Here is a 16,654-nt window from a genome sequence, read left to right on the forward strand (position 1 = left end):
TTGCGGGCAAAAGCGAAACTGGCGGAAAGGATTGGGAACGTCATCCACTCTGAGATCACGGAAAAGATCAATAATCTTTGCGCGCTGCTACATAGCCACTGCGGCTGGTTGCCGGCTGCGGTGACGATCGTGATGAAGCCGTCCCCGCCGATCTGCAAACGTCTGAACCCGATCTGAGTAGTGTCTGCCTCCGAACGATGGCGCTAGAGTACGCACATGCGCCGCTCGCCGCCTCGACTTTCCGAGACCACCACGGGCCAGTCCTGGCTTAAACAGTTCAACGCTGACGACCAGTCGGCTGCAGCCGATATGCTCGACGCGATGCTGCTGCTCAATGCCGAGCAGGTCAGTCGCGCGATCCGCAGCGCCTTAACCCAGCTTGGCGCTTCACGACCCAACCATCGACGTCGTCTAGCGCTATACGCCGAGCGCAAGCTTGGCGGAAAGCCGATCTTCACGGAGTCGCGTAAGCCGGACCGGGCGGGCCGTGTTCGCCTGACCGGATACGGTCGCAACGTGGCGCCGATACAACCGATACGAGGCGGTACAAGGGTCGGCAGCGAGGGGCTGATCGCGAATTTGATTGCGCAAGTGGTCAAGTCGTCGGGCGCATCCGTTTTCGTTGACCATCCCGGTCCAGACCGGATCAGGGGAAAATCTCGCCCGACCCAAACCATCGTGATCGTCACCGACCTTATTGGTTCGGGTCGCCGCGTTTTGGGCTGGCTCGATGCGTTCTGGGCAGTGCGGTCCGTGAAGTCGTGGGTGTCGCTCGGACTGGTGGACTTTGCGGTAGTGTCTGCGGTCTCGACCGACGAGGGAAGGGCGGCGGTGCGCCGGCACCGTCTCAAGCCGAGGGTCCTGACTACCTACGCCGCGCCCGTCATCTCGGCCGAGTCACGAAGCCCGAAAGCTGCCGACTGGCGCCGTCTCATCGAAACCGCCGGTCCATCTCAAGGCCGCGGCGCCGATCGCGAAGGGTACGGCGAGGAACCATGCCTGGTGGCGTTCAGCTACCGTCTACCTAACAATACTCCGGCTTTGATCCACGGTACGGATCCCTCGGTGCCCTGGCGAGCGCTCTATGAAGGCGGCATCCCAGAGGACCTGCACAAGACCTTCGGCATGCGGGACGAAGTGGAAATGCTTGTCGTCGCCGCGGAGAGCTTGGGCGTGATCACCGCGGTCGGGCTTACGGCCAAGGAACTGCGCTCAGTGTTGGTCCTGTCCCTCGTAGGAGGCCGACTCAAGCTGGGCCAGGAAGAAGCGATCGCTCGAGAGACGCAGTTGCCTTTACCCGAGGTGGAGGCCGTTTTGGGCGAGGCAAAGCGGGAGGGGCTCCTGGATGGCGACGGTCGCCTGACGCAGGCTGGGCAGCTGATGTTGCTGGCAGGATTAGTAAGCGACCGGAAACGTCCGACAGTTCACAGCAATGCCGAACCGTATTATCCTAAGTCCTTGAGGGTCCCACCGACGCCGGTCTAGCACCCGCCGTCCTTCGGGACGGCCTCGATAGGCGGCACCAGCCGTCCGTCGTGGGCGAGGGGTTCCCCTCGCCGCTGTCAGAGCTTCGGAATGCAGGTACACACGGACTCGTTCGCATTCCCTTCGGGAACCGCCTTCGGGAGGCTCGGCTTGCTGAACGAGCCCGCGTCCACCTGGACCGATCGAAAGTAGATGGCGCACGAGTGGGACCCTCAGCAGTTCAAGGCTGGTGCGACCAGCGCTGGCGTGTCCGCCAAGTCGGTGGAAGCCGCCCTTGCGACTGCCGCCGCGATCAAGAGCGTTCATCCGGAGTTGCCCGTCGTGTTCACGCTCGGGCACCTCGCACACCTCGCTGACGTGTCACCAGCCCGGCTCGAGCGTATCGTCCGCCGTGAGGTGGACCCGTACAAAGTTTTCCGGGTCAAAAAGCGGGGAACGCCGTCGGCCGGCAATGCGGCGCCTCGTCGCTACCGAACGATATGCGTTCCTGAACCTGGCCTGATGCGCTTGCAACGCTGGATCGCGCAGAACATCCTCAACGTTATCCCGCCACATCCGTCGAGCTTCGCCTTCGCGCCGGGCGGGAAGATGCGCGACGCCGCGGCCCGGCACTCCAACGCGGCCTGGCTGGTGAAGGTCGACGTGCGCCACTTCTTCGAGTCGATCACCGAGCGTCAAGCTTACCGGGTCTTCCGAAGTCTCGCCTACCCAGCGCTGCTCTCGTTCGAACTCGCGCGGCTCTGCACGCGCTTGGCTTCGCGCTTGACCGACTTAACCGGAGCGCCTCCTAAAGACGCGGGATCGCGATCCTCGTCCGGCCTTCCCTACCCGAGCCGCCTTCAAGGCACGCTCCCACAGGGCGCGCCGACTAGCCCCATGCTCGCAAATCACTCCGTGAGGAACTTGGACGTAGCCCTTTCGGCTCTCGCTTCGGCCGGCGGTTGGCGGTACACGCGGTACGCTGACGACATGCATTTCTCGAGATCGACAAGTGGAGACCGACACGCGGCTGTGTCCCTATCGCACGAGGTTGAGCGTGCGCTCTCCCGAGCTGGCCTGAAAGCGCATCGGCAGAAAACGACAGTGACGCCGCCCGGCGCTCGCAAGATCGTTTTGGGCCTGCTGGTAGACTCCTCCCGCCCGCGCCTGAGTCGAAGCTTCCGAAACAACATCGAGACGCACGTCTACGCGTTGACGCACCCCAAGATCGGAGTCCAGGCACATCAGGCTGCCCGGGGCTTCGCATCTGTTATTGGTATGCGACGTCACATCGAGGGTCTCGTCGCTTACGCCGGCCAAATTGACCCAGCCTACTGCGACGCCTTGAAGCGTCGTCTCAAGGCCGTCGTTTGGTGACGCACGGAGTGACGCGTTAGCGTGGGCCCAAGCCTGACACCGCAGGCTCGTGACCGAGGCAAAAGCAGCCAGGACCGGCGTGACCATGTGCCCTGATGGGCCTCGTTTATTAGCATATTCTCTGCTCGGCGAAGATCGAGCAGGCCCATACGTGTCTTGGAGGTGTGGCAAATTTGGCTATGGCACCCTTCGCTTAACCACCTCAATTGACAGCGTGGCCGCCGCGAGGTCGAACGTCGCCGCGGAGATGTTGCGCGCCATCACGCGCACCGTGTTGTTCGACCACACAGCAGCGTCGAGCTCGATGAACCGCGTCGACGACACCAGCGACGCCTGCGCGAGATCCCCCGCCCGCGCCCCATTCACTGTGACGTCGATCAGCGCGGTCGCCCCGGGCGCCAGGCCCGGAAGATCCCACGACATCTCCGCGGCAAACTCTCTCCGCCCAGAGCCAAACAGCGCCCCCGTCAGCAGCGGCGTGCCATTGAACACCGCGGGCGCCGCCTCCGGCAGCCCGTAGAGCCGCAGCGACTGCAGGTCGATCGGCCCATCGAAGCCGATCACGCCCACCTGGGCATAGGCCACGGCGGCGCCGACGCGGATGGTCTGCCGCCGATTGAAGTTGGCATCGTCCATCGGCGCGCCGGCGTTCCACCCCTTGGCCGGCCCGTTCCACTGCATGGTGGTGATCGATGCCAGCACGTCGCCGGCAATGTCCTCGCGGACGTTCCCAGCGCCGTCGAACACGCGCACGAACAACCTCCCGCCCGAGGCGCCGCTCGTCAGCCAATGCGCGAGCGCGAACTCTTTCGCCTGGGAGGTGTCGAGCATCCACCCCAGCCCACGGTTCGCAGCGAGGGTCACCGCCCGATCGGTCGGCGTCAGGTCGGTCAGCCCGTTGAAGCAGAAATCCGCCATGAAGGTCGCTGTGGTGGTCGAGGTGGCGATGGTGATCAGCCCCTCGACACCCACCTCCGTCGCCGACTGCCGGAACGCCGCCGCACGCGTGTTCGGGACCCCGGCCAGGAAGCGCTGGAAGCGCGACGCCGGCGCGCGGTGCCGGTTGATCACCGCATTGCCGCAGCGGTTGGCCGTCGCGGTGTAGTCGATGCCCACCAGGTAGGTGTTGGTCCAGGCGATGTCGTATTCGCAATCCTGCGCCCCGGCGGTGTGCCGCGCCGCAAGTGGCGAGCAGGCTTCCATGCGCATGTTGCGCGCGATGATGGCGGAGCCCGAGGTCTGGTTCAGGAAGGGGATGGCGATGTTGCTGCCCGCCTGGCGGAGCTCGAAGTTTGGCGCGTCGAAGACGTGGCGGTTGTGGTTGGTATAGGCGCCCGCCTCATTCCCGAAGCGCACGCCAAACCGGTCCTGGCTCGCATTCACCCCCGTCGCCTGGGCGAAGTGGCCGCCATAGTAGCGGATGGAGGTGTTCCAGGCGGTGGCGGTGGCGCACCAGATGTCGAGGCCGATGCGGTTGTTGACGATGCGCCCCAGCGTGAAGGTGCTGTCCTCCACGCCGCGGCCATCGCCGAGCGTGCGCATGCCGATGGTGAAGCCCTCGACGCGACGCAGCTCAATCTGGCTCGCATCGACGTTGCGCACGGTGATGCCGATATCGGCCTCGGAGGACCAGTCCGACAGCGTCTGCCGGATGACGTTCAGCCCGCTGTAGAGCTTCTCGGCGTTGCGGATGGTGCCGCCATCGCCCAGCACCAGCACGGAGGTCGGCGCGCTGCCGGTGTAGCGGATGGTCCCCTGCATGATCAGGCCGCGCGCACCGCCCGGCAGCGTCACGGTGCCGGAGACGTTCCAGGTGCCGGGCGGGATCATCGCGAACTTCTGGTCCGCGCCGGCGCGATCGAACGCCGCCTGGATGGCGGTGCGATCATCGGCCACGCCATCGCCCAGCCCGCCGAAATCGTTCGGCAGCACAGCCTCGCGGTCGCGCAGGTATTTCGCGAAATCCGTCTTGTTGAGGTTGGCGTTGAGGACCAGCAGGTCGTCGATCCGTGCCGGCATGGCGTTCTCCGATCAGAGGGCGGTGGCGGTGACCGGGCCGGCGAAGGCGGAAACGTTGCCCTCGGCCGAGACGCTGCGGAGCCAGTACCAGCGGGTCTGGCCGGTGGTGAGGGCGGTGCGATCCCAGGGCAGCGCGGTCGGCTCGGCGGCCAGCTTGGTGGCGGCACCCAGGCTGGCGCTGCTGGCCTCGAACACCTGCAGCCGCACCCCGTCCGCGGGAAAGCCACCCGACAGGCGCACGCCGCCGGCGATGCCGGTCGCGGTCAGGCCCGACGCGGCGGCCGGGACCAGCGCCTCCCGCCAGCCCGACACCGCCCCGCTGCGCGCCTGCGCCCGCACGCGGAAGGCGGTCGGCTCCGCGGTGGGGATGGCCACGGCGGTGGCGCCAAAGCCGCCGGCATAGCCCTGCCAGACCGCGACCGAGGCCGGCCGGAACTCGATCTCGTAGCCGGCGAGATAGGCCGAGCCCACCGCCGACCAGGACACCGCAATCGCCGTGAAGGTCGTGCCGAGCGGCGTCTCCACCAGGATGGTTGCCGGTGCCGCGATCACGCCCGGGTTCGGCAGCACCACGGACGGGTTCTGCCCCGTCGCGCGCTCATCCGTCGCCGGGTTCCACGCCCAGACGGCGGGATCCTCCTCGGCCAGTTGCAGGTTCACGCCGCCATCCGGCGCCAGCGCCCATCCCGTCACCCGGGCGGGGAACGGCGTCAGGCGTTCCAGCGCCACCGTCACCCCATCCCAGGGCCGCAGCCGCAGCGCCGAGAGGTTCGCCTGCATGGCCACCTCGCGCTGGCGGCGATTGCGCTCGAGCTCGATTTTCATCAGGCGCTGCACGGTGGCCGCGGAGGTGGTGAGCGGGAACTCCATGTCCCGGTAGATCGCCTCGCCGCCATCCTCGGTGACGTAGTTGCTAGCGAGCAGCGGCGGCGCATCGGTCGGCTGCCAGGCGGCGGCCGGCTCGACATAGACGGCGCGCACCCCGTTGAAGAGATCCCGCCGCGGACGCGAGCCCACGATGGTGACGTCGCCACGCAGGTCGTCGGAGGTGAGTGTCGCAGCCGGCAGCGCAGGCGCACCCGCATGGATGTAGAACCGCCCGCCCGAGACGACGAGCGCGCCGGCCATGGCAGCGACCAGCTTGCGGGTGATGGCGATCTTGCCCTCGCCCAGGGTGACGGCGCCGTTGACGGTGTAGCGCCGCTCGGCGGTGCCATCGCGCCGGCCCATGATCTCGTCGCAGATATTGGCCGCGGCCATCAGGGCCGGCAGGTCGATATCCGCCCAGGCGGCGCGCCACCCAAAGGGCGAGGTCAGGTACCAGGCCAGGCACAGCGCGGGATTGTCGGACCAGCCGGTGGTGCCAGTGCGCGGATCCAGGATGGTGTCGGCCCCCTCGACGATGGCGGAGAGGCTGGGCGGGCCGGAGGGGAAGGCCTCGGGCCGCAGCTTGAGGCGCACAGCGAGATAGGCCCGTCCCTGGCCGCGATGCGCGGCGGTCCACTGGCCGCCGGTGTCGGCGACGAGGTTGGCATTGGCGGCCTGGCCGGGATCGCCGAGCGCGCGATCGATCCGCAGCAGGCCGGCGAACTTCGCGTCGGTGGAGGCGGTGCCGTTCAGAAAGACCTCGCTGATGGCGCGGACGCGGTGCGCGGCCATCACCACGACGACGTGGAGAAAGCCGTCGGCGCGGCCCTCATCGTCGGTGGCGGAGTGCAGGAACACCACGGGGCCGGAGGCGCGGCAGCGGCCGAAGACGATCTGGTGCTCGGTGATGGGTTGGCGGAAGGACTGGGTGCGGCCGGCGCCGGGCGTGCGGGGATCGAAGCCGGAGCCTGGCCCGGTGTCCGTCCCTGGCGTGACGTTGGCGCTGCGGGCGGCGGAGGGTGACTTGGGGCGGAAGACCGCGGCGCCCACGGCCGAGACCACCAGGGCGGCGCCGGCGGCCGCCACGGCGCCCAGGACGCCGCCGCCGATGACGGCCGAGGCGGCGGCCCCCGCGGCTGCGGCAATGAAGGGGATGGCGACGGGCATCAGCCAACCCTCCAGGCGATGGTGCAGGCTGTGATGGGGAGGCGCAGGAGCCCGGCAGAACCGACGAAGGCGACGCGGCCGGCATCGAGCACGACGCCTAGGCGATCGGGATCGGCGGCCAGGACCACGTCGCCCGCGCCTGCGAAGGGCACCGGCACGCGCGGATAGCCGGCCGTGTCCGCCATCTCCGCCAGCGTGGCGCGGTGCTGCCAGGAGGGTCGCCGCCCTGTGCAGGCCACCACCGCTGCCAGGGCGAAGCGCCCGCAGTTCCAGCGCGCCGCATCGAAGGGCCGATGCTCAGCCGCCGTGATCAGTGCTGCGAGGCGCTCCGGCCAGTCGGGCAGCCGGTTCACTGGATCGGCAGCCGGATCTCCGCCTCCTGGAGCGCCGGCACGAACTCGAAGAACCGATCGCCGGGATATTCCGCCTGCTGGTCTGCATCGGTGTAGCGCCGCACCTCGGCGCGCTCGAGGTCCACCAGCCGGCTCTCGCAGGCCAGCGCGACGGAAGGCTCCGCGCCGTCCGTGACCTCCATGGTGTCCATGAGTCCCGCCCAGAGCGGAAACGGGTCCGCCACGAAGGCCCCCTGCGCATCCAGCAGCGCGCCCCACAGCGTGACCGGCCGCAAGCGATAGCTCCGCTCGGCCAGCGCGATATCCACCACCTCCTGCGGCACCGGCGACAGCGCGAGGGTCAAGCGGACGGCCCGCAGTTCCACCGTCTCCTCGACATCCGAGATGGCGCCGATGCTGCCGGCGCCCTCGAACACCTTCCCCGCCCAATCGAGCGGCCCGAGCCCGGTCCAGACGCGAAAGGGGCCGGTGGCGAAGTCGAGCTCGACCAGCACGACCGGGGTGGCAATCGGCGCGGTGGCGGCGGAGGCGGCCTGGTTGCTGAGACGCGGGGTGCCGGACATGGCTAAAGCGCCTCCTCCATGCGAATAGTGACGGCCGCGAAGGGCCCAGGCCGCGTCGGGTTGGCGGCCTCGTCATCCGAGACCAGCCGCATCGGCACGCTCGGCAGGGAAAGGATCAGCGGCTCGCCCACCACCACCGCGGCGCGCAGCGGCGGGGCGATGGCGATGGTGGCGGTCCCGGCGCCGTAGGCAGGGACCGCGGCGGTGGCGATGTAGAGCCGCCCACCCAGCCCGATGTAGTCGCCCGCGCCGACGGCGACCGTGCTGGGCCACCAGCCCTGCGTGACGATGGACAGCGCGCCGCGGGGTGCCCCGGCCGCCAGCGAGGGATTGCCGGATCCCACCACCAGCCCGGTCCCGTCCGTGAAGATGGTCGCGTCCGAGAAGCTGTATGGCCCGGTCGGCACATCGCCCTGGCTGCGCGGATCGCCGGTGCGGTATTCCCGCCGCCAGTCCCAGATGCGGACGGTGTTGGCTGATCCCGCCAGTGCCGCCAGCAGCCCGTCCATCACCCCGGCCTGGACGCGCCCCAGCGGCTCGAAGCTCGCCTCCGCCACCCAGCGCGCCCCCTCGCGCCGCAGCACCTGCGTGGCGCGGGTAATGGGGGAGACGAAGCGCAGCGTGTTGTGCTGGAGATAAAAGCTCAGCCGCGACGGCCGCAGCGTGGCGGGCCAGGCGTATTCGGTCATTGGCCCTATCCCCGCACGATGGAGGTGGCGCTGCCGCCGCGGCGGATGGCGTCCAGCGTGGCCGCACTCGCCTGCCGCACGATCTGCGCCGAGAGCACGCGCAGCCGCGCCTCGACGCCGGCATCGGCGCCGCGCGCATCGATGGTGATGCTCTGGTTGATCACCGGCCCGCCTGGCGCCATGCCGTTGGGCAGCACGGTGCCGCTGCGGTTCGGCACGAACCATTCGGGCCCGCGCTCGCCGACGATGTAGGGCTGCCCACCCGCCACCGGCCCGCCCTCGGCGCGGAACAGCCCGCCGAGCGCCGAGCCGATCCCGGAGAAGATCGAGCCGAAGTCAAAGCCACTTAGGCTGGAGGTCACCGCCGTGCCGAGCGGCTCGGTGATGGTGCGGCGGACCACGATGCGCGCGATGTCCTGCAGGATGCCCTGCAACACCTTCGAGAAACTCTCGCCCTTGATGATCGCGTCCTCAAAGGCGGACGAGAATGTCAGCCCCAGCTCCCGCGCCGTGTTGCTGGTGCGCTCGGTCGCCTGCTGGACGCGCTGCTGGCTGCGCTCAAGCTCCTCCAGCGCGGCATTGGCCTCGCGTGAGACGGTCTCGTCCGGGATGGGCTGGCCGATGCGCTCCGATCGCTCCACCAGCCGACCGAGGGTTTCGAGGCGCCGGGTGTAGCGCTCCTGGGCATTCTCATTGTTCTGGATCAGCCGCTCGCGCTCGCGGATGATGTCGTTGATCTCGCGCTCGGCCTCGCGGTCGGGGCGCGGGATGCTGGCCACGCGGCGGGTGGTGCCCTCGATGCGGCGCAGCGCCTCGTCGCGTTCACGCAGCGCCAGGGTTTCGAGGCGGGTGCGATCGGCGGCGGTGATGCCGCCCGCAGCCTCGGCCTCGCGCAGGCGGCGGACGCGGTCCTCATATTCGCTGTTGATCCGGAAGCGGTCGTCGAGTGCCTTGCGCAGTTCCTCGGCATCGGCGGCGGTGCGGCGGCGGCGGGCCTCGGCGGCCTGGCCAGCCGCGGCCTCCTGCTCGGTGCGCTGGCGCTCGCCGGCGGCCTGCTCGCCGCGGGTGATCTCCTCCTGGAGTTCCTGGTACTGCCGGCGCAGTTCCTCGAGGCGCGCGGCGCGGTCCACGCCGGCCTGCTGCTGGGCGGCACCCACAAGCCCGCCGCGGATTGACCCACGACGGGGCTGAGAGCGCAGACTGTCGCGGCCGCCGTTCTCCGCCTCCAACCGGGCGATCTGAGCACGGAGCGCCTCGGCCTGGGCGCGACGGTCGGCCTCCTGCTCGGAGGGCAGCAGCAGGCCAGAGCCGCGGCGCACGCCGTCCAGCACGCGGGCGGCGCCGGACAGCGCGCGCGCCAGGGCGTTGGACAGGCCGATCGCTTGGTCGAGCCGCGCCAGGAATTGGTCGGCGGCAGCCGTCAGCTGCCCAAAGGCGCGGCCGACGGAGAGCGGGGCGCGCTCGAATTCGCCGTTCAGCCGCTCGACGGCGCGCAGCAGCGCCGGGAAGACCGTGTCAGCGGTGAGTTTGCCCTCGGAGCCGAGCTTGCGCAGCTCGCCGATGGAGACGCCGAGCTCGCGCGCCAGCGCCTGCGCCAGGGTGGGCAGGCCCTCCAGGATGGAGCGGAGCTCGTCGCCCTGCAGCGTGCCCGAGGCCAACGCCTGGGCGAGCTGCTGGGTGCTGGAGGCGATCTCCTGCTGCGACGCGCCCGACGCGATGGCGATGCGCTGCAGGCCGCCGACCAGCGTGGCGACCTGGTCGGAGGTGGCGCCGATCTCGCGGGCGGCGATCGAGAAGCGGGCGAAGGCATCGACGCTCTCTCGGACGGCGACGCCGGTCTGCAGGCTGTCGCGATAGAGGCGGTCGTAGATCTCGCCGGCCCGCTCGACCGATCCGAGCGCGGTGTTGAGCCGGCCCATGGACTGGGTGAGCGCATCACCGGCGACCACCACGGCGCGCAGCCCGGCAGCGAGGCCGGCGATCTGCACGCCGCGCACGGCAACGTCGAGCAGGTCGAGCGCGCGGGAGGCACGGTCGGCGCCGCCCTGGATGCGTTCCAGGGACCGCTGGCCGGTCTCGCCGACCTCGCGGAGCTCCTGCTTGACGCGGGCAGCGTCGTCCAGCGACAGCCGGACCGAGACGCGGCGTGTGCTATCCGCCATGCGTCACGCCTCCTGCGTCGGTGGGGTGGTCAGGGCCCGGGGGAATCAGGGCGCCGCGCGGCGCTGCCGGCGGCGAGACCCATGCGCATGGCGAGCAGCAGTTCGGCCGCGGCCCAGCCGGAGGCGCCCATCTCGCGAACGGTGGCGAGCGCGGCCGGCATGTCGAGGTCGAGGCCGGCCATGGTCGCCGTGGCGCAGGTGGTACCTGCGGCCCAGCAGGCAGCACCTTCGACGCTGGCCGGGGCGTGGGCGGCGTAGGGGCAGGCGAGGCCGCAGTCGCGATTGAGGGCGGCGCAGCCGCGGCAGTAGTCAGGGCCCTGGCCGAAATGCCATTCGGCCCGAGCCCTTAGCCGTTTCCCTCCAGCGCCACGGCGGCGACCGGGCCGGTGGCGCGGTCCCAGAAGGCGGCGGCCATCTCATCCATGTCCATCAGCCGCTCGACGGCCTCGGGCGAGAGCGGCAGCGGCTTGCCGGCGGGGTCGCCGACGCCCTCCCAGGCGGTGACGGCGTGTCGGGCGAGCGCCTTGACCAGGAAGGCGAAGGCCAGGCCGCGGGCCATGTCGGGGTCGAGGTCGGTCTCGGCGGCGCGGAGTGCGCCGAGACGACGGGCGGAACTGGCCTGGGCCGCGGCCATGACGGCGGTGGTGACGGGGCGGATTTCCACGCGGACGCCGCGCGGGAGGTCGAGCCAGTACGGCTCGGCCGGGAGGTCGAGGGTGAGCATGGAATTCTCCGTGGTGGTTGCGCGATCTGGGCGATTCTGGGACTCGGTGAGCGAGACGAAGCGTTAGAACCCAGGCAGCACCCCCGAGCCCGAGGGATTGTCAGTATCTGACACTTGTCGGACCATCGCAGCGTGCCTGTTCTACAGCTATTGTCTCGGATAGGCGCGACGCTGGGCTGGCAATTTTGCCGCGTCCGGCCAGCACCACGTCCGCCGCCTCCTTAGAGTGATCGGAGGTGCAACAGGATCTGATGAGAACTGCATGGCTAAAGATCAGGAGACCCAAAAGCCGGGTGTCGACGAAAACGATGGAGGCGCTGAAGGCGATGTACGTGCCCGGCAGGTGCGCGGGCGGGCAGATGTCGTCGCTGAGTTCAAGGACTTCATCGCTCGGAATCCGGGCATTTTCGGCGGCGCCGACATCCTGAATATCGATTATCTCCGCCCGCTCGAGCGGGCCGGGATGCTGGCTGCTGTGCTCACAGGGATTTCAGGCGATGATCGCCGGCCAGCTGTGCGCGCTTTCGTCATCGTTGCTCCACCTGAAACGGACGTCGAGACCGCCCGGGAAAAAGCCTGGGGCGAGTTGCTTTCGGCATACCATCTCCTGGCTGGCCGCGAGATGGCCCCCACGCCTCAGGAGTGGTTCAAGAAGCGCTTTCAGGTTATTGCCGCACCTGATTGGAGGAGCGCGTCGGTAGTCGAAATTCTAAAGGCTCAGCCAGAGCGCGCCGCAGCTATCGTGACGGACGCTGCTGTCTACCGAGACGATCGAATTGAGCCTTATGTCGCGCCCGGCTCCGCCACACCGCTCCTGCCGCAAGATGTCTGGGTCCCACAAGTGCACGCCCTCGCCGTGGCGGCCGTAGACGTCGCCCGTGAGCGCAATGTCTACGTCGCGCTCGACACGGACCAGCTCACGCCGACAAGAGAGGTGCTTTCCGACAGGCTGCTCTCGATCGACGGATGCGGGGTGCTGGGGTCGAGCAACGAGGCGGATCTCGGTACGGTCCTCACGGCGCGCGCTGGCCAATGGGACACATGGATCCGCGAAGGGCGCGTCGGTCAGGCACTGCGCGAGATCGATGATCTTCCGCCATCGTTCGACGGGCAAAAAGCCTTCCTCCGCATTCAGATGCTCCACAGAGCTGGGCTTTTGCCAGAAGCCTTGCGAGCCATCCGCCACGAGATGTCGCCGGAGCGCAAGCTGGATGCCTCGTCGAGAGTGAAGCTCGCGCGGATCGCTCAGGACGCGAACGCATCGCTGTTGGCTTCGGAAGTGTTGGGACCTACGGTAAGCGAATTGAACTACCAGGAGGATCTCGAAAGCGCCCTGGCTACGGCGCATGACACGGGAAGTGCCGAGCTTGAGGAGAAGTTTGCTGCGCGGCTAGCTAAGCTTTTCCCGGGGAGTCCAGGCGTCCGACAGCGTCAACGGCGCGCCCTCGTTGCGGCTCGAAACTATGCCGGCGTCGCGGCAATGCTTGCCTGCGAGGCGAACGGACAGCCCGAGGCGAAATTCTTCACCAAGCTAGCCCAGTCCCTGTCAGGAGCTGAGACCCCTGACTACTCAGCGCTGATCGCATCTGCGGACGACGACACCATTCTCGCTGACGCCTTTCGCATGGCGTGCGTGCGGGATGCGCTCCAACGCCAGTTGGTTTTCCACGCGTTCGAACTCGCCCTACCGCTGCCGAAGACCCCCGCACATGCTCGGCGTGGGGAACGACTGCTAATCGAAGTGCTGGAAGCTATCCTTCTGTTCGGTGGCAAAGGTGGCGCTCTGCCGGTTCCTGGCGAGCGGGTTCAATCGGCCGTGCTCGAGCTAATTGACCGGCTCGCGGGTGACACCACCAATCAAACACTGAGGGTAGGCTTGGCAAGCCTTGTGCAGCCGTCCGTCGCTGGGACAGCGGGGCTGGCGTTGATGGCGTCGGTAGTCCTTAGGCTTGCTTCGCGACCCGTCACTCTCGACAAGCGCGAGACGCCGGGCAAAGCGCGTATGGATTGGCTTCTCGAGCGCAAATCATTCCTGAGCGGCGCGTTCGGGTGGTTGCAGGAACAGCAGCCCGTTGTCATCTCGCGGGTTACGCTGCCGAAAGCCTTGCTCACCGAACCGGCCGATGAGGTGGTCTCGGCCGTAACGCACTACCTAAGTCACTTTCCGGTAGCTTCCAGCGAGGATGTTACTGCCCTCCAGCTTTGGCTCACTTTCGCGACCTCTGTCACGCCGCACAGTACGGATCCAGATTTCGACCTGCGGCTCATGCGCCTCGTCGCTGGAAAGCTGGCGAGCTCTGGTCATCCGCAGCTGGCTCGGGACCTGACAGAGCAGGCGCTCATGAACAGTGCAGCGACCCCTCGGCGGCGCCGTCTTGGGTGGTTCGTGATGGCCGACGTCTACCACCGGTGTCACAACTACCTAGAGGGGCTGCTGGCCCTCGCTTGTACTCTTGCCGCCGACGATACAGCCGACGAGGAGCAGGTCTGGCAGGAGGTTACGGCGGTTGCCCGCTTCCTCCGCGATTGCGGCCTGCTAGAGCACGCTCAATCTGCCATCCACAAGGCGCGCCAACTCCTCAACAACATGGGGCTATCAGCCACATATCGGCACCGGCTCGACACGCTCGAACTACAGATTCGGCAAGTAGCCCTGCAGGTGAATGAGGCGGGCAACGCCGATCTCGAGGCCTTGCTTAAGGATGCGGTAGTAAACGGTGCGGCCGTTCTCCAGCATCATGACATGACGGAACCCGCTGCTGCTCTCTTGGGGCAGTTGCTGCGGCTTGGAAAAGAGCGCCAAGCCTCGATCCCTGAGAACGCAAAAGCAGTTTTTTCTGATCTTTGCGAGCGCGCAGGAGGTCGCCTTGCCTCTCTAATCAATACGATGTCGGAACCATCCGTATCAGCCCGAGACCTCTTCGATCTGGTCGGCATGAGCGAGCCAGCACGCTATTCCGAAGATGTAGGCTACGACATGCGAAATCTGGCGATGGTTGCTGGTCGAGCTCTCTCTGACGAGAAATACATCCAGCATGCAGTCCAGACCTCCTTTGCATTAGAACTGCTCGCCGACCGCGGGGTTGCTATGCCGGGGTGGGATGAGGCGGCTGAGCCACCTGCTGCACCCCGGCAATTGGAAGAGCCTGCCGAGATCGCCTGCGCGGTGTCGCGTGACGCGGGGGTGAGCGTGGTCCAGGCGGGGTTTGATGCGAGCGGACGACTTGTGCGCGTCAGCGCCGTCGGCGGAAATCTGGAACCGCCTATCCGCGAACTCGACGACGTGTTTCACGAGGCACGCTTCCGAGCCTGGGCCGTGGACTATCCCTATCAGTACGGGATCGACGAAAGCACGCCGAATCTCTTCTACACGACGACCGCCGATCTGAAGCTGTCATCCTTACCCAAGGGGCCGATAGTCGTGGCTGCTGACGCCACGCTGCAACCTTTTCCGCCGAACCTCTTGTACGTCGGTGACAACTTCGCTGGGCGGACACGCCCTATGGCAGCGGTCCCGTCGCTCGCTTGGCTCAAAGCTGCGCGTGACCGCGGCCCAATCGGCGATGGCCGGCTTTGTGCCTGGATCTCGACCGCCGTAGGTGGCTCCGGCAGCGAGACACTACCCATGATCGCCCAGCGCCTGGAGCCGACATTCGCAGAGCACGCATTCACCGTCGACAACGGCGCGACGCTCCCTGCTACCTTCGCCGGCGCGACGATGGCTGTGATTACAGCGCACGGCGGCGTGCATCCCGAAGGACGCTACTTCCAAGTCGTCTCGGATGAAGGCGGCTTGCGGGTAGCAGCCGGCGATCTCGCCGGGGCACTTCGGAACGTCGGGGTCGTAATCTTGTTCGTATGCAGCGGCGGGCGCGCCGACAAGCACCCGGGCGCGCACACCACGCTTGGGCTCGCGAAGCAGATATTGGACCGAGGCTCTCAGTCCGTCATTGCGTCACCGTGGCCCCTCGATTCAAGAGTACCCTCACACTGGCTGCCAACCTTTCTGGAGCGGTGGTTGAGCGGTGAGACGCTTATCGAAGCAAACTTTGCGGCAAACCAAGTCGTGGATCGAAACTTTGCCTACGACCCAGCGCGGGGACTCGCGATGACGATCTTCGGAGATCCCACGATGCGGCGGCTTACGTGATATCGGAACTTTGCCACCGATCGGGCCTCAGCTCGCCCCTGCAGAGGATCTGCGTAACACTGAACCGCTGGCTGAAGATCCGTCCTTGAGACAGGGTCTGTTCCACGCCAGCCTTGCGCCCAAAGCGGCGGAAAGGGGTGCGTTTAGAGCTCACGCATACTCCGTCCCCGCCTGCTGGTTCCGCAGCACCGCCGTCATCATCCGCGTCGCCGTCGCGTTGAATGCGGCCCGGAAATCGAAGCTGGCCTCCACGCCGGCGGGCCCCTCGATCGGGGTCTTGGCCAGCGCGAGATAGACTTCGTGCAGCGTGATGGTCAGGCTGCGGTTCGCGTCGATGGTGAAGGCCAGGGCGAATTCCGCAGAGGTTCCGGCCTGCGCCTGGGCGAGCAGCGTCGTGTTCTCGAAGCGCACCGTGATCTGGCCGGTACAGCGGGCGATGCCGGGATCCACGCCCTCGACGCGACGGTCGGCGCGGATGGTGCGCACCGCCTCCATGCCGTTGGCATAGGTGAGCCGCGCGCCGGTGACCTGCGCCAGGGCTACGCTGCTGCGGGTGATGCTCCCCTGCGCCTTGTTGAAGGCGGTGTAGGCGGCGCTGGTCGGCGTTCCACCCGAGGTCGCGCCGGTGCGCGCCGAGCCTTGGCCCAGCAGCCCGAAGGTCGCCGTCGCAGCGCCGGTCGGCGTGAAGTCCAGCTCCAGCGTGTCCGCGCGCACGCCGGTGCACACGTCGAAGGACGGCACGTCCGGATAACCGATCTCCATCGCGTTGCTCGGCAGTGCGGCCGCGCCCGAGGCGAAAGTGTGGATGAAGTTGGTCGTGCCGGTGGTGGTCGGCGCACCGAGCAGTAGCCGCAGCCAGTGGCCGATGTTGACCAGATCGACTGGCACCACCGCCTGGCCGGCGACCGTCACCGTGTCGAGGAAGGGCGCAGCGGGGTCCCGGTTGCTGCCCACGCCGATGACGTCGGCATCCAGCAGAGGCTGCTCGGCGCCGAGATCGCAGGACAGGAAGGGCATGCGCCGCCAGTTGCTGCCGGGTGCGGTGCCGTAGGTCGTCTCGGGCAGCATGAGCAGGCGGCAATTCGCGCCGATGGCACGAGGCATGGGCTTTCTCCTGGA

At 67.7% G+C, this 16,654-nt stretch carries 12 protein-coding genes; 3 read left to right on the forward strand and 9 right to left on the reverse strand.

The features are described from left to right. Positions 1-216 precede the first annotated feature (216 nt). Together ACTIE5_RS07380 and ACTIE5_RS07385 are read left to right on the forward strand one after the other, a co-directional pair. On the forward strand, positions 217-1,485 hold the full coding sequence (locus ACTIE5_RS07380) for a phosphoribosyltransferase-like protein (RefSeq protein ID WP_439549047.1): 1,269 nt from the start codon (positions 217-219) through the stop codon (positions 1,483-1,485). Positions 1,486-1,677: 192 nt separating this feature from the next. Then, positions 1,678-2,841 (forward strand): reverse transcriptase family protein, encoded by a 1,164-nt coding sequence (locus ACTIE5_RS07385; RefSeq protein ID WP_439549048.1) that lies wholly within the window; start codon positions 1,678-1,680, stop codon positions 2,839-2,841. Positions 2,842-3,018: 177 nt separating this feature from the next. On the opposite strand, the gene ACTIE5_RS07390 is transcribed toward ACTIE5_RS07385, so the two are convergent. The 8 genes from ACTIE5_RS07390 to ACTIE5_RS07425 form a co-directional block, all read right to left on the reverse strand. After that, on the reverse strand, positions 3,019-4,860 hold the full coding sequence (locus ACTIE5_RS07390) for a hypothetical protein (protein WP_439549049.1): 1,842 nt from the start codon (positions 4,858-4,860) through the stop codon (positions 3,019-3,021). Between the two features lie 12 nt (positions 4,861-4,872). Then, complete coding sequence (locus ACTIE5_RS07395) at positions 4,873-6,894, reverse strand: phage tail protein (RefSeq protein WP_439549050.1); 2,022 nt, start codon at positions 6,892-6,894, stop codon at positions 4,873-4,875. Next, positions 6,894-7,247, reverse strand: a complete 354-nt coding sequence (locus tag ACTIE5_RS07400) for a DUF6950 family protein (protein WP_439549051.1) — start codon at positions 7,245-7,247, stop codon at positions 6,894-6,896. The genes ACTIE5_RS07395 and ACTIE5_RS07400 overlap by 1 nt, the downstream gene beginning before the upstream one ends. Beyond that, positions 7,244-7,810: a hypothetical protein gene (locus ACTIE5_RS07405; protein WP_075823479.1), complete on the reverse strand. Its 567-nt coding sequence runs from the start codon at positions 7,808-7,810 to the stop codon at positions 7,244-7,246. The genes ACTIE5_RS07400 and ACTIE5_RS07405 overlap by 4 nt, the downstream gene beginning before the upstream one ends. A gap of 2 nt (positions 7,811-7,812) precedes the next feature. Then, entirely contained in the window at positions 7,813-8,499 is a 687-nt protein-coding gene (locus ACTIE5_RS07410; RefSeq protein ID WP_439549052.1) for a hypothetical protein, read from the reverse strand. 5 nt (positions 8,500-8,504) lie between these two features. After that, entirely contained in the window at positions 8,505-10,661 is a 2,157-nt protein-coding gene (locus tag ACTIE5_RS07415; RefSeq protein WP_439549053.1) for a tape measure protein, read from the reverse strand. Positions 10,662-10,690: 29 nt separating this feature from the next. Then, positions 10,691-10,843 (reverse strand): hypothetical protein, encoded by a 153-nt coding sequence (locus ACTIE5_RS07420; protein ID WP_439549054.1) that lies wholly within the window; start codon positions 10,841-10,843, stop codon positions 10,691-10,693. A 164-nt stretch (positions 10,844-11,007) separates the two neighbouring features. Further along, positions 11,008-11,385 carry a hypothetical protein gene (locus tag ACTIE5_RS07425; RefSeq protein WP_439549055.1) on the reverse strand — a complete coding sequence of 126 codons (378 nt, stop codon included), beginning with the start codon at positions 11,383-11,385 and terminating at the stop codon, positions 11,008-11,010. 262 nt (positions 11,386-11,647) lie between these two features. Between ACTIE5_RS07425 and ACTIE5_RS07430 the strand changes: the two genes are divergently transcribed. Further along, complete coding sequence (locus ACTIE5_RS07430) at positions 11,648-15,535, forward strand: CHAT domain-containing protein (RefSeq protein ID WP_439549056.1); 3,888 nt, start codon at positions 11,648-11,650, stop codon at positions 15,533-15,535. 150 nt (positions 15,536-15,685) lie between these two features. Here ACTIE5_RS07430 and ACTIE5_RS07435 read toward each other — a convergent pair whose 3' ends face one another. Continuing rightward, positions 15,686-16,639 carry a phage tail tube protein gene (locus ACTIE5_RS07435; RefSeq protein WP_439549057.1) on the reverse strand — a complete coding sequence of 318 codons (954 nt, stop codon included), beginning with the start codon at positions 16,637-16,639 and terminating at the stop codon, positions 15,686-15,688. Between the last annotated feature and the right edge of the window lie 15 nt (positions 16,640-16,654).

The sequence above is a fragment of the Falsiroseomonas sp. genome (assembly GCF_051859025.1).
GTDB lineage: Bacteria > Pseudomonadota > Alphaproteobacteria > Acetobacterales > Acetobacteraceae > Falsiroseomonas.

Bases quoted from the DNA above. Each gene is read 5' to 3' on its own strand.
- ACTIE5_RS07380 (WP_439549047.1), top strand. From the start codon at position 217: ATGCGCCGCTCGCCGCCTCGACTTTCCGAGACCACCACGGGCCAGTCC.
- ACTIE5_RS07385 (WP_439549048.1), top strand. From the start codon at position 1,678: ATGGCGCACGAGTGGGACCCTCAGCAGTTCAAGGCTGGTGCGACCAGC.
- ACTIE5_RS07390 (WP_439549049.1), bottom strand. From the start codon at position 4,860: ATGCCGGCACGGATCGACGACCTGCTGGTCCTCAACGCCAACCTCAAC.
- ACTIE5_RS07395 (WP_439549050.1), bottom strand. From the start codon at position 6,894: ATGCCCGTCGCCATCCCCTTCATTGCCGCAGCCGCGGGGGCCGCCGCC.
- ACTIE5_RS07405 (WP_075823479.1), bottom strand. From the start codon at position 7,810: ATGTCCGGCACCCCGCGTCTCAGCAACCAGGCCGCCTCCGCCGCCACC.
- ACTIE5_RS07410 (WP_439549052.1), bottom strand. From the start codon at position 8,499: ATGACCGAATACGCCTGGCCCGCCACGCTGCGGCCGTCGCGGCTGAGC.
- ACTIE5_RS07415 (WP_439549053.1), bottom strand. From the start codon at position 10,661: ATGGCGGATAGCACACGCCGCGTCTCGGTCCGGCTGTCGCTGGACGAC.
- ACTIE5_RS07420 (WP_439549054.1), bottom strand. From the start codon at position 10,843: ATGGCCGGCCTCGACCTCGACATGCCGGCCGCGCTCGCCACCGTTCGC.
- ACTIE5_RS07425 (WP_439549055.1), bottom strand. From the start codon at position 11,385: ATGCTCACCCTCGACCTCCCGGCCGAGCCGTACTGGCTCGACCTCCCG.
- ACTIE5_RS07430 (WP_439549056.1), top strand. From the start codon at position 11,648: ATGGCTAAAGATCAGGAGACCCAAAAGCCGGGTGTCGACGAAAACGAT.
- ACTIE5_RS07435 (WP_439549057.1), bottom strand. From the start codon at position 16,639: ATGCCTCGTGCCATCGGCGCGAATTGCCGCCTGCTCATGCTGCCCGAG.